Raw genomic sequence first — 11,782 nt, 5'->3', positions numbered from 1 at the left:
CCGGTGGGGAATTTTGCCCCACTCCGGGACACCAGCGCGGTCGCGCCGCGGCGCGACGGGGCAGTGACGCTCGTGCACTTCGGCAATTGCTACGGCGAGCGCACGCTCGCCTCGCGCTGCTGACCGGCTTCGGCGACGAGCCGTACCTGCTGCCAGGCAAGCTCTACGATTACCTCCTCGCGCGCGCGCGGCCGGGCATCCGCTCGTCGAGCCCGACGACGAAGCGCTCTCCGGCCTGAGCGAGCGCGCCACGACGGGCGCGCTGGCGCGCTCGCGCGCCTCTTCGAGGACGTCACGGCGCGCGGCGGCGGTTGACCCAGCGCACGCGGCGCCGTCCTTTCTCGAGCGACGCCGCGCACGCGGCGCGCGGCGCCGTCCTCATCCCGATCGACACGCGCTCAACATCCTTGCCTGCGCGGCGGCCCCCGTGGCATGCGAGCCCGCGATGCCTGACCATCTTCCCAAGGATCGAGCGGGGCTCCCCGAGGGCGAGCGCGCCCTTCAGGAGGCGTGGCGCGCGAAATACGCGCCCGAGGTGAAGGAGCTCATCGTGCGGCGCGAGGTCCCGTCGCCGAAGCTCACGCTGATCATCATCTCCTACAAGGCGAAGGACTACCTGATCGAGTGCCTCCAGCACGCGCGCGGCCAGACGGCTGCGCTCGACGTGCCGTTCGAGATCCTGCTCGCCGACAGCGGCGGCATCGAGCACCTGCGGCCGCGCTCCGCCCCGCTCGTCGACGTCGAGCTCCGCCTGACCGACGGCATCCCGCTGAACGCCGCGCGCAACGCGGCCATCGCCTGGGCGCGGGGCGAGTACGTCGCCTTCATCGACGACGACGGCCTGATCGCGCCGACGTTCGTCGAGGTCGTCTGCCGCGTCTTCCAGGACCCGCGCATCGCCGCGATGCGCGGCCGGATCATCCCCAAGGAGCACCCCTACTTCTGCACGCTTGCGGGGCACTACGACCGCGGCGACGACATGATCGACGACGTCCTCGCGACCGAGGGCCACATGGCGATCCGGCGCGGCATCTACCTGGAGACCGGGGGCTTTCCGGACCAGTTCTACGGCGCCGAGGGCGTCTACCTAGTCTACCGGATCGCCAGGGCGCTCCCCGACATGCGGGTCGTCTACGTGCCGGAGCTCCTGATGCGGCACGACTACTTCGACAGCTGGGAAAACTTCATCAGGAAGACGCGCAAGTACCGGGGCATCCGGCGCGAGGTGGGCGCCTTGGAGCCGGATCCGGAGTTCCTGCGCTACCTCGACGCCTACCTCGCGCGGCGGAAGCCGCAGCGCCCGCGCACGGCGGAGCAGACGGTGGCGCTCGGGCTGCTCAAGGCGGTGCGCTGGGGGATCCTGCGCTTGCCGGCGTGGGCGGTGGGGCAGCCGTGACGGCGCAGGCCGGCGGGGCGCGCGCGGGAGAGGGAGGCGGGCGGATGGCCGACGACAGCGGCTTCGAGCGGGATCTCGAGGCGATCAACCGGCATTACTGCGAGGAGCTGAGGCCCGTCTCCTCCCTGATCCCCCAGGCGCTCCCGCGCCTCTGGGCGCGACAGCGTGTGCGCGAGCTCGGCGTCGACGTGGTGCACCCGAACTTCCTGCGCCCGTGGCACGACCTCTGGTCGAGGATGCGCGGGGGCCCGCCGATCGTCGCCACGGCGTGGGGCTCTGACATCAACCCCGCGGTGATCCGCAAGTCGCGGCGAACGGTCCGCAGGGTCGACCACGTGCTGTCCCACGCCTCGGCCGTCAGCGCTGACAGCGTGCCCCTGCTGGCGAGGGCGCGGGCGCGCATGGGCGAGCGCGCCCGCGCCGTCCCTTGCGAGATCGTGCTCTGGGGCGTGGACCTCGCGACGTTCGAGCGGCAAAGGTCGCTCGACGGGGCGGTGCGCTTACGGCGCGAGCTCGGGAGATGGCCTGCTCGCTGGGCGCGCCCGGCCGCGCCACCCTGTGACCGCCCATGACAAGGCCCCTCATCACGGTCGGCATCACCTGCTACGCAGAGGGCGATTGGCTGCTCGAGTGCTGGGAGAGCCTGCTGGCCCAGACCGATGATCGCTGGGAGGCGGTGCTCGTCATGGACGGGACCGAGCACCGGCGCACCCAGGAGGTCTTCGCGTCGATCGAGCACCCGAGGCTGCGCAAGGCCCGCATGCCCGTGAACATGGGCCCTTACCCGACGCGCAACCGCGCCTTCGAGCTGACCGAGACGCCCTACCACTTCTACCTCGACGGAGACGACAAGCTCCCCCCCGACGCCATCGAGAGGGCGAACCGGACCATCGCAGAGCACCCGGGGGTGGGGCTCGTCTACGGCGATCTCCAGCTCTTCGGCGCGCGGCGCCGGCTGTGGCGCTACCCCGCGGTGGTCGAGCCGGAGGACTTCGTGTCGAAGCAGACGCTCCCCGGCGGCGGCAGCGTCTACAAGAAGGCGCTCTGGGAGCAGCTCGGCGGGTTCGCGCCGGAGCTCGCGCGCGGCAACGGCGACTACGATTTCCACATTGGGCTCGCCGAGCTAGGGGTGCGCGGCGTGCACTTCGGCGGCGTCGCCATCCTCTACCGGATGGGTCACGAGACAAACGTATCGAGCAGCTACGCGCTTCGTTACCACGAGACGCACGAGATCATCGTCGCGCGGCATCCCCGGTTCTTCGCGGATCCGAGGCGGCGGGCGCTGTTCCTGGCCCACGGCGAGAAGCGATCCGCGATGGCGAGCTACGCGGCGGGCGACACGGCGCGCGCCGTGGAGCTCGCGCGATCCGCGATGCGGAGGGGGCTCTGGCGCAGCCGTACGCTGTGGAAGATCGTCGTTGGCGCCAGCCTGCCCGAGCCGGCGCGCGTCGCGCTGCGGCGGCTCGGGCTCTGAGCCGGCTCAGGTGCGGCCGCGGTGCGCGATCGCGCCCGTCACGCCCTCCACCGCGTCCGAAAGGCGCGGCGCTCGCTCTCCTCGGCGCGCCGCGCCTTTCGGACGCGCCACCACCGCTCGACGCTCATCACCGGCAGGATCGTCATCGCCACGAGGATCGACTTGATCCACGCGCCTAGCGGGAGCGGCGCCGCGCCGAACCGCGTGTGCATGAACTGCGCGTAGACGAAGCGGAGCTGCGGGGCGAGGACGAACCGGCTCAGGATCGGCTCGCTCGCTCCCCCGGTGGGGTGTTCTGACGGGGCATGTTGCCCCACCCATCGAGCCGGGGATCAACCGCGCATGTAGGCGAAGGTCCCGTCGATGTTGAACAGCCGGGTCGCCTGGACGAGCTCGGTCACGGTCACGCCCACGCGCGGCAGGAGCCGCTCCGCGACACCGCGGCGCAGGAGATCCTTGCGGAAGTAGCGAATCTTGCGCGGGGCGACGTACCCCTCGAGCTCCGCGAACGTGAGGCGCTGGTACTCGGCGGTGCCGGGGACGTGGCGCCGCGAGATCACGTCGTAGAGGAAGAAGACGCCGCCCGGCTTGAGCAGGGCGAGCGCCTTGTCCACGAGGCGCCGCTTGAGCTCAGCGTTGGTGACCGACGACAGCACGGCGAGCATCATCACCATGTCGAACGGGCCGCCGACGTCGGTCTTCAGGAAATCGCCCGCCATGAAGCGGATGCCGGCGTAGCGCGATCGCGCGATGTCGGTGCGCTGCGCGACGAGATCGATGCCGGTGAGGCGCGAGGAGTTCGCGCCGAGCTCGACCAACCACGCCAGATTGGAGCCCGACCCGCAGCCCACGTCGAGCACCGACATCTCGCGCAGCGCCTCGTGCGTGCGCACACCGCACGCGACGAGCGCCTCGCGCATGCGGCGCTGCCGCTGGCGCGCGGCGAGGTACGGGTACGCGTTGAGCAGGCTCGCCCACGGGTTCGCCGGCAGAAAGCGCCCGGTGTAGTACCGGTTGATCGCCTCGAGATCCTGCTGGAAGCCGCTGTCGTCCAGGTCCTGCGAAAGATGATCAGGCATCGCGACTCGCATGCCACGGCGGCCGCCGCGCAGGCAAGGATGTGCTACCGAGCCGCCATGCGGGACGAGCAGCCAACCCAGATCGCTCCAAGCGCGCCCTCGCGCGCCCCGCAGGCCCCCCGGGAGGCGCCGGCGCCCGCCGAGGCGCAGGGCACGTCGCTCGCCGATCGGATCGGGATGATCGTCGGCGGGCAGGTCGTCAACACGCTGATCGTCCTCGTGCAGGGCGTCGTCGTGGTGCGGCTGCTCGGCAAGGCCGAGTACGGCGTGCTCGCGTTCGCGACGATGCTGTTCGTGACGGGGCGCGATTTCGCGCTGCTCTACCTCCCGGAGTCGTTCCTCTATTTCGCGCCCAAGGTGACCCGCGCCGAGCTCCGTGGGCTGGTGCGGCAGAGCATGCTGCTCCTGGTCGGCCTCGGGGCGCTGTCCGCGCTGGCCTTCTCGGTGTTCGCGCTGGTCCCCAGCGTCTTCCTCGACGGCCGCGAGGGCGTCACGCAGCTCCTCCTGCTCATCGGCCTCATGAGCGTGATCGCCTACCCGGCGAGCGTGTTCGGCCCGCTCTTCATCGCCACGAACAACCACCGCAAGTCGGCGGGGCTCGCGCTGATCGTCACGCTCTCGAACGCCGCAAGCGCGATCGTCCCCGCGGCGCTCGGGTGCTCGATCGCCTGGATCGTGGCAGCGCAGTGCGCCGCGCAGGCCCTCCGGCTCTGGCTCTCGTACCGGCTTTACACGCGGCTGTTCCAGGACATCGCCCCGGCCCCGTTCCCTGGCGGCGTCAGGGCGCAGCTCGCCTACGCGCTCCCGCTCTCGGTCACGCGCTTCGCCGGCCTCTTCAACCAGAAGCTCGACAAGTTCGTCATCGGCCTCTTCTTCAGCGCGGGTCTCTACGCCGAGTTCTCCGTCGGCTCGCAGGAGCTCCCGCTCGTCGGCGTCCTCGCCTACTCCGTCGCCTCGACGATGCTCCCCGACCTCGTCGCCCGCGTCGAGAACGGCCGGACGCCGGCGGAGGGCGCGAGGGCGGCGATCGACCTGTGGCACTCGGGCGTCCGCAAGACGACGCTGATCATGCTCCCGGTCGCGGCGTTCCTCCTCCTCTTCGCCGAGCCGCTCATGCGCACCATCTACGGCGACGCCTACGCCGGCGCCGCCGTGCCGTTCCGCATCTACTCCGCGCTCCTGCCGCTGCGCGTGACGGCGTACGCGATCATGCTGATGGCGTTCGGGAAGACGTCGATGATCCTGCGGATCCAGGTGCTCTCGATGGCGTTCAACGCCGCGGCGAACCTGGTCCTCCTGCCGACGATCGGCATGGTCGGCGCGCCGCTCTCGGCGGTGCTGACCCAGGTGCTCGTGATCGCCTTGACGGTGGCCTGCATCGCGCGCTTCTCCGGCGTCGGCCTCCGCGGCGTCTTCCCGTGGGGCCATTACGGGCGCGTCGCGGCCACCGCGATCGTGGCCGCAGCGCCGCTCGCCGCGCTCCTGCTCACGGGCGCGACCGACAGGCGCCCCGCGCTCAGCCTCGCGCTCTGCGCCCCGCTCTACGCGGGCCTCTACCTCGTGGCCGCGCGGATCACCGGCGCGCTCGCCCCCGAGGACCGCGCGTTCGTGGCGCGCTGGCTGCGCCTCGAACCGCTGCGGAGCCGCCACGGCTGACGCGTCCGCGCGCGTCGCACCCCCGCTGTCTCGGGCGGCGAACGGGGGCTGCCGGCGTGAAATCCGCGCAGGCTGCTTCAAAGGGCCCTCGCCTGGAAGGCGGAAAAGATTGACAGTCGTCCGGTCGTCTCCCACGTGGCGCCCGCCTTCGGGTGGATTTCCCTCCGATCGGTGTTCTAGGCTTAGTTGCCGGCCTCATCGGCGCCTTGTGCGATGGAGACGACCATGAGCGAAGACCAGGAAGCAGGGCTCGTCCTCCGGGTCATCTCGGGCCCCCTGGCCGGGCAGACGGCGCGTATCCCTGGCGACCGTCCGCTGCTCGTCGGCCGCGCGCCGGAGTCGGATCTCTCGATCACGAGCGACGGTGAGCTCTCTGCCCTGCATTTCTCGGTGGAGCAGATCGACGGCAGCTACCTCCTCCGCGACCTGGGGAGCCGCAACGGGACGCAGGTCAACCGGGAGCGGGCGCGCGAGGTGTCGCTCCGGGACGGCGACGAGATCCGCGCGGGGGGGACCGTCTTCGCGGTGGTGCGCCGCGAGGTGAACCGCCGCTACGCGCCGACCCAGCCCGCGCCGCCGTCGCGCCGCGCGCGCAGGGCCGCGGCGCTCGCGCTCGCGACCGGGGCGCCGTTCGCCGCGTCGGCGCGGGCGCGGCTCCGGCAGGAGCGCTCGCCCCTCTTCGCGGTCGTCGACGCCGCCCGCGACCCGCGCATCCGGCTGCTGCTCGGCGAGGCGGGCGAGCAGACCGCCTCGCTCTACACCGGCTTCCAGGGCGAGATCCTCGCGGACGTCGGCCCCACGCTCGTGCACCTCCCGCACGGGTCCAGGCTGCTCGACGCGCTGGTCGACGGAGGCTGGGGCGACTGCTGGGGCGTCTTCCTGACGAGCGACCGCCCGTTCAGCGACGTGCGGAAGCACCTCCGCCGATTCCTCCTTGTCGAGAACGGGACAGGCAAGCAGCAGTACTTCCGGTTCTACGACCCGCGCGTGCTCCGCGGCTTCCTGCCCACGTGCGGTCCGCGAAAGCTCGAGGCGCTGTTCGAGGAGGTCGAGGCCTTCGCCATGGAGGCCGAGGATCCGGGGAAGCTGCTCCGCTTCACCGCCCGGGGCGGCAAGGCGCTGCGCGAAGAGTCGGCGCTGGAACGCCAAGGCTGAAGGCGCGCGCCGGCCCCGCGGCCGGCGCGCGGCTCAGCGCGGCGGCGCGCCCGCGGCGCTGCCTGGGTCCTGGGCGGGCAGGTCCCAGGCGATGAGGCGCAGGAGCTCTGCCACGCTGAAGGCCTGCGCGAAGCTGCCACCAGGGTGGTGCGGCGGCTCGCCGGAGGCGACCTCGGGCACCTGGCCGAGCGCGATCTCGTTCGCGGCCGCGGAGGCCGCGAGCCGGTGCAGCAGCGGGATCACGTGCTCGCCGAGCGTGGAGAAGCGCCGGGCGGCGCGCGCGTAGAACCCGAGCAGGAACGGCCAGGCCGTGCCCTGGTGGTAGGCGCTGTCGCGCGCCTCGGGGCCTCCCTGGTACCGGGGCGCGTAGGCCGGATCGGCCGGCGAGAGCGTGCGCACGCCGGCGGGGGTCACGAGCTCCAGGCGGACCCGCTCGAGCAGCGACGCGGCCCGCTCCTGCGTGAAGCAGGCGGGATCCACGGCGACGGCGATCAGCGCGTTGGGGCGGATCGACGCGTCGCGGAACGCGCCCTCGCCGTCCGCGTGCTCCGAGATGACGTCGTACGGGTAGCCGGTCTCCTCGCACCAGAAGCGGGCGGCGAAGCCCCGGCGCGCCGCGCTCGCGGCCGCCTCCGCCCGCCCCGCGAGGCGGGCGTCGCCGGCGGCCCGCGCGAGGCGCGCGAGCGTCTCCGAGCCCTTCGCCCACAGCGCCGTGAGCTCGACCGGGCAACCGGCGCGCGCGGTCACCGCGCGGCCCGCGACGCGCGCGTCCATCCACGTGAGCCCGTCGACGGCGCCCTCGCCCGGGCGCCCGGCGGCGAAGAGGCCGTCGGCGGTGACGTGGATCCCGTTCCGGGTCCCGCGCACGGCGGCCTCGAAGGCGTCGCGGAGCGCGCCGAGCAGCTCGCCCGCCACGAACGGGTGCGTGTCGCCGACCGCGTCCGCGAGCAGGCGAGCCGCCTCGAACAGCCAGAGGGTCGCGTCGGCCGCGTGGAAGTCCGCCGGCTCGCCCGCGTCGGGGAGCCGGTTCGGCACGAGGCCGTCCTGCATCGCGTCGATCATCGCGCGGAGGACGCGGATCGCGGCCTCGGTCTTGCGCGGCACGAGGTAGAGGCCGGGCAGGGAGATGAGCGCGTCGCGGCCCCACACCTCGAACCAGGGGTAGCCCGCGATGACGCTGGGCCGCGCGGCCGCGTCGGCGCGGAACGCCTCGGCCGCGATGGCGAGCTTCCGCTCCAGGAGCGGGCGCCGGGGCCCCGGGTCCTCGGCGCGGATCGCCGCGCTCGCCGCCGCGAGGAGGTTCTCCGGCTCGTCGTCGGGCAGCGCGCCCACCGCCACGAGCAGGTGAACGGGCTCGGCGCCGATCACCGTCTCGAAATGGCCCGGCGTCCAGAGATCCTCGAGGAAATCGAGGCCCCGGTCCTGCTCGCCGAGGTACTCGAAGCGTCGCCACCAGTCCTGCGAGCCGACGAACGTGCCCTGGTAGCGGAAGCAGATCCTCGGCAGCGCGCGGTTCGGCTGCACCCGGACCTCGCCCATCACGGGGCGGTCCCGCCCCGAGCCGGGCTCGCCGCGCGCCGCCCCTGCGCGCAGCTCGACCTTCTGGGAGATCCCGCCGTTCTCGCGGAGCAGCTGGTGGATGTGGCGGGCCGCGAGGAGCGGGCGCAGCGTCAGCATCACCGGATCCGCCCCGCTCCAGGCATAACGGAGGACGGCGGCGTTCTCACCGCGCACGAGGCCGAGCGTCACCTCGAGCTCGCCGCCCGGGACGGCGTACGCCCAGCGCGGGAGCGGATCCTGATCGAAGCGCTCGAGGTAGAACGAGCTGCTCTCCGGATCGATGCCCGGGAACTGGTGCTTGGCGAGGTCCCACCGCGGCCACGAGGCGCGGCGCTCGGACGGCGCGCCCTGCTGCCGGACCGGGCGGACGCAGACGTCGACGTGCGAGAGCATGACGTGCCGGCGCCGCGGAGGGTCGAGGGCCGCGACGAGCAGGCCGTGGTAACGGCGGGTGTGCATGCCGGCGATCGTCGAGCTCGCGTAGGCCCCCGCGCCGTTCGTGTGCAGCCACTCCTTGCGCGCGATCGAGAACTGGCCCCGCACCTCGACGTGCGGCCACGGCGAGGCGTGCTCGAGCGCCGCGCCCTGGCCGCGGTGCGCCGCGGGCGTGGACGACAGCGCGTCGTGGGTCGGGGAATTCCGCCGGGATCCGTCCGAGCTCATCGACCGCCGGTTGCCTTCCTGAGCGAGTCCTCGGCGGCGGCGCGCATCACCTCGACCGGCGCCGGGAGGCCGGTCCAGAGCGTGAAGGACTGCGCCGCCTGGCCGACCAGCATCCCGAGCCCGCCTTCGGCGCGGAGCCCTCTCTCGCGCGCCGTCCGGAGGAAGGGCGTCACCGGGGGGTTGTAGACGAGGTCGTAGAGGCACACGCTCGGCGAGAGCGCGTCCCACGGGATGATGCCCGTGACCTCCTCCCCGGGCGGCCCTCCGAGCATGCCGGCGCTCGTGGCCTGGATGATCAGGTCGGCGGCGACCGTGAACTCGCTCCAGTTGAGCCGCAGCGCCACGGAGGACTTGCTGCTGATCGACCTGTCGGTCGGGATCGGCCAGGGCGCGGTGAGCGCGCCGAGCTCGGACGCGCGCTGCCCCGCGGGCGACTCGAGCATCGCCTCGGTGCTGGTCCACGAGCGGGTGGTCACGCTGATGAGGTGATAGCCGAGCAGCTTGCACGCGGCGATCGCCGCGAACGCCGCGCCGCCCGCGCCGATGATCACCGCGCGCTGGCGCGGGCTCGAGCGCGCGCCGTACGGCCCCTCCGGATCGTCCCCGCGGGGCGGGGCGGATCCCAGGAGCAGCGCGAGCTCGTCGCGGAGCGCGACCACGTCGGTGTTGTACGCCGTGACGCGCCGCGACTCGGTCGCGCAGAGGACGTTCGCGGCGCCGACGTCCGCCGCGCTCGCGTCCACGTCGTCGACCATCGACATGATCGCGCGCTTGTGCGGGATCGTGACGTTCGCGCCGGCGATGAGGCCGCTGCGGATGTCGCTGACGAAGCGCGCGAGCTCCGCGCCGGTGGGCACGTCGAACGCGCTGTAGATGTGCGGCAGGTGGTGCGCCCGAAACGCGGCCGAGTGCATCGCCGGCGAGACCGAGTGGCCCACCGGGTGCCCCACGAGACCGAACATTCGCCGCTCAGCGTTCGACATGGTGCCTCTCCTCAGGGCCGGCCTCCGCGCCGCCCTGCCCCACCGAGACCTGGCCGGCGGCGCCCGCGCGACCGAGGGTCGGAGCGTGCTCCTCGGCCGCGAAGCCGAGCCCGAGCTGCTCGCACGCGGGCGCGCCGGGCTGCGTCCTCTTGCGCCTCGGCGCGCGGCCGGACGCGGCGCGCGGGCCGCCGCCCTGGCGCGCAGGCGGCGCGGGCGCCGCCGCGGCGGCCGCGGCCGCCGCGGCCGGCGCGTGCGCGTGGCCCTCGACGAGCGGCTCGTCCGGACCTGCGGTGACGACGACCCGCGCGAGCAGCGCGCCGTGGTGCACGCGCACCGCGATCGGATCGCCCGGCGCGACCTCGCGGTGATCGCGGACCGCGCGCCCCGACCCGTCGGTCGCGATGGCGTAGCCGCGCGCGAGCACGCGGAGCGGCGACATCGCCTCGAGCCGGGCCACGTCGCCCGCGAAGCCCTCCCGCAGGAGGGCGACGTGGCGGTGCGCGGCGGCGGCGAGGCGCACCGACAGCGGCCTGAGCGCCCCGCGGGCGCCCGCGAGCACCGCGCGCGGGTGGCGCGCGGCGAGCCTCCGCTCGAGGCGCTGGAGCGCGGCGCGATCCTCGACGAGGATGCGTTCCATGCGGCGCCGGAGCCTCGCCATGGCGTCGTCGATGCGCTGCTGGGGCTCCGCCAGGATCTGCGCGGGCGAGCCGAGCCGGGCGCGCTGCCGGTCGAGATCGGCCCGAGCGCCCCGGAGCCGGTGGGCGATCGCGCGGCGCATGCGGGCCTCGAGGTGCTCCAGCGCCGCGCGCCGCGCGGCCGCGTCCGCGACGAGCATCTCTGCTGCCTGCGAGGGCGTGGCGGCGCGCGCGTCGGCGGCGAGGTCGGTCAGCGCCACGTCGATCTCGTGCCCCACGGCGCTCACGATCGGCACGCGCGCGGCCGCGACCTTCCGGACGACGATCTCCTCGTTGAACGCGCTGAGGTCGTCGGCCGAGCCGCCCCCGCGCCCCACGATGATGACCTCGATGCCCGGGAACTCCTCGAGCAGCGCGATCGCGCGCACGATCCGCTGCCCGGCGCCGGCGCCCTGCACCGGCGTGCGGGCCAGGATCAGCCGTGCGCCGCCGCGGCGGAACGCGACGGTCACGATGTCGTGGATCGCCGCGCCGTCGCCGCTCGTGACGACGCCGATGATCTGCGGATCGACGGGCAGCTTGCGCTTGCGCTCCGGCGCGAAGAGCCCCTCGGCGGCGAGCTTCTCCTTGAGGCGGAAGAGCGCCTCCAGGAGCGCGCCGCGGCCGGCGAGGCGCGCGTCGTCCGCGGAGAACTGGAGCCGGCCCCGAGGCACGTAGACCGTGGCGCGGCCGGTGAGCACGACGCGCGCGCCGTCGGCGAGCAGCTTCCGCGCGCGCGGCGCCGCGGTCCTGTACATCACGCAGTCGATGGCCGCCTCTTCGCTCTCGTCCTTGAGCGTGAAGTAGGCGTGGCCGCTGCCCACGACGCGCAGGCCCGAGATCTCGCCCTCGACGCGTACGTCCGCGGTCGACCCCTCGAGGATCCGCTTCAGCCGGCGATCCAGCTCCGCGACCGAGACCACCTCCGGCTCGGCGCCCCGCTGGCGGCGCGAGGGCGGCGGGCCCGTGAGCTCGCGAGGCTCGGCGACGGGAAGGGCCGCGAACGAGAGCTCGGGCGGGATATCGCGGCGCTGCACAGGGCAGACGTACCCTTTTGCTCGGCCTGTGGAAAGACTCTCGCGGGCCTGATCCCGCGTCAGGCGAGCCCGCCGTCGGGCGCGCCGCGAGGCTCGGCGCGGAGC

At 73.6% G+C, this 11,782-nt stretch carries 11 protein-coding genes; 6 read left to right on the top strand and 5 right to left on the bottom strand.

The window, feature by feature from the left end:
• Positions 1 to 86 precede the first annotated feature (86 nt).
• The 4 genes from WMF34_RS12880 (at position 87) to WMF34_RS12865 (ending at position 2,870) form a co-directional block, all read left to right on the top strand.
• On the top strand, positions 87 to 239 hold the full coding sequence (locus WMF34_RS12880; protein WP_437993465.1) for a hypothetical protein: 153 nt from the start codon (positions 87 to 89) through the stop codon (positions 237 to 239).
• Between the two features lie 206 nt (positions 240 to 445).
• The gene (locus WMF34_RS12875; protein ID WP_012235116.1) at positions 446 to 1,396 is read left to right on the top strand and encodes a glycosyltransferase family 2 protein; all 951 of its coding nucleotides are present in this window, start codon (positions 446 to 448) and stop codon (positions 1,394 to 1,396) included.
• 44 nt (positions 1,397 to 1,440) lie between these two features.
• Positions 1,441 to 1,968, top strand: coding sequence for a hypothetical protein (locus tag WMF34_RS12870; protein WP_437993464.1), 528 nt, complete (start codon positions 1,441 to 1,443; stop codon positions 1,966 to 1,968).
• The gene (locus WMF34_RS12865) at positions 1,965 to 2,870 is read left to right on the top strand and encodes a glycosyltransferase family 2 protein (RefSeq protein WP_012235114.1); all 906 of its coding nucleotides are present in this window, start codon (positions 1,965 to 1,967) and stop codon (positions 2,868 to 2,870) included. Before WMF34_RS12870 ends, WMF34_RS12865 begins: the two co-directional genes overlap by 4 nt.
• A 38-nt stretch (positions 2,871 to 2,908) precedes the next feature.
• Here WMF34_RS12865 and WMF34_RS12860 read toward each other — a convergent pair whose 3' ends face one another.
• Both WMF34_RS12860 and WMF34_RS12855 read right to left on the bottom strand, forming a co-directional pair.
• The gene (locus WMF34_RS12860) at positions 2,909 to 3,187 is read right to left on the bottom strand and encodes a hypothetical protein (protein WP_437993463.1); all 279 of its coding nucleotides are present in this window, start codon (positions 3,185 to 3,187) and stop codon (positions 2,909 to 2,911) included.
• Positions 3,188 to 3,202: 15 nt separating this feature from the next.
• Positions 3,203 to 3,949 carry a class I SAM-dependent methyltransferase gene (locus tag WMF34_RS12855; RefSeq protein ID WP_012235112.1) on the bottom strand — a complete coding sequence of 249 codons (747 nt, stop codon included), beginning with the start codon at positions 3,947 to 3,949 and terminating at the stop codon, positions 3,203 to 3,205.
• 57 nt (positions 3,950 to 4,006) lie between these two features.
• On the opposite strand from WMF34_RS12855, the gene WMF34_RS12850 reads away from it, so the two are divergent.
• Together WMF34_RS12850 and WMF34_RS12845 are read left to right on the top strand one after the other, a co-directional pair.
• Positions 4,007 to 5,605 carry an oligosaccharide flippase family protein gene (locus tag WMF34_RS12850; protein ID WP_437993462.1) on the top strand — a complete coding sequence of 533 codons (1,599 nt, stop codon included), beginning with the start codon at positions 4,007 to 4,009 and terminating at the stop codon, positions 5,603 to 5,605.
• Between the two features lie 225 nt (positions 5,606 to 5,830).
• Positions 5,831 to 6,760 carry a DUF4123 domain-containing protein gene (locus WMF34_RS12845; RefSeq protein WP_012235110.1) on the top strand — a complete coding sequence of 310 codons (930 nt, stop codon included), beginning with the start codon at positions 5,831 to 5,833 and terminating at the stop codon, positions 6,758 to 6,760.
• 33 nt (positions 6,761 to 6,793) lie between these two features.
• On the opposite strand, the gene WMF34_RS12840 is transcribed toward WMF34_RS12845, so the two are convergent.
• From WMF34_RS12840 to xseA, 3 genes are read right to left on the bottom strand one after another with little or no spacing between them, the layout of a single operon-like run.
• Complete coding sequence (locus tag WMF34_RS12840) at positions 6,794 to 8,983, bottom strand: amylo-alpha-1,6-glucosidase (RefSeq protein WP_012235109.1); 2,190 nt, start codon at positions 8,981 to 8,983, stop codon at positions 6,794 to 6,796.
• Positions 8,980 to 9,966, bottom strand: coding sequence for a shikimate dehydrogenase family protein (locus WMF34_RS12835; protein ID WP_012235108.1), 987 nt, complete (start codon positions 9,964 to 9,966; stop codon positions 8,980 to 8,982). Before WMF34_RS12835 ends, WMF34_RS12840 begins: the two co-directional genes overlap by 4 nt.
• A complete protein-coding gene (xseA, locus tag WMF34_RS12830) occupies positions 9,953 to 11,677 on the bottom strand; it encodes an exodeoxyribonuclease VII large subunit (protein WP_080598855.1) in 1,725 nt (574 codons plus the stop codon). Before xseA ends, WMF34_RS12835 begins: the two co-directional genes overlap by 14 nt.
• Positions 11,678 to 11,782: the final 105 nt, after the last annotated feature.

The organism is Sorangium sp. So ce145, assembly GCF_051525985.1.
GTDB lineage: Bacteria > Myxococcota_A > Polyangia > Polyangiales > Polyangiaceae > Sorangium > Sorangium cellulosum_B.
This window is presented reverse-complemented; position numbering and strand designations above follow the sequence as displayed.

Bases quoted from the DNA above. Each gene is read 5' to 3' on its own strand.
- WMF34_RS12875 (WP_012235116.1), top strand. From the start codon at position 446: ATGCCTGACCATCTTCCCAAGGATCGAGCGGGGCTCCCCGAGGGCGAG.
- WMF34_RS12870 (WP_437993464.1), top strand. From the start codon at position 1,441: ATGGCCGACGACAGCGGCTTCGAGCGGGATCTCGAGGCGATCAACCGG.
- WMF34_RS12865 (WP_012235114.1), top strand. From the start codon at position 1,965: ATGACAAGGCCCCTCATCACGGTCGGCATCACCTGCTACGCAGAGGGC.
- WMF34_RS12855 (WP_012235112.1), bottom strand. From the start codon at position 3,949: ATGCCTGATCATCTTTCGCAGGACCTGGACGACAGCGGCTTCCAGCAG.
- WMF34_RS12850 (WP_437993462.1), top strand. From the start codon at position 4,007: ATGCGGGACGAGCAGCCAACCCAGATCGCTCCAAGCGCGCCCTCGCGC.
- WMF34_RS12845 (WP_012235110.1), top strand. From the start codon at position 5,831: ATGAGCGAAGACCAGGAAGCAGGGCTCGTCCTCCGGGTCATCTCGGGC.
- WMF34_RS12840 (WP_012235109.1), bottom strand. From the start codon at position 8,983: ATGAGCTCGGACGGATCCCGGCGGAATTCCCCGACCCACGACGCGCTG.
- WMF34_RS12835 (WP_012235108.1), bottom strand. From the start codon at position 9,966: ATGTCGAACGCTGAGCGGCGAATGTTCGGTCTCGTGGGGCACCCGGTG.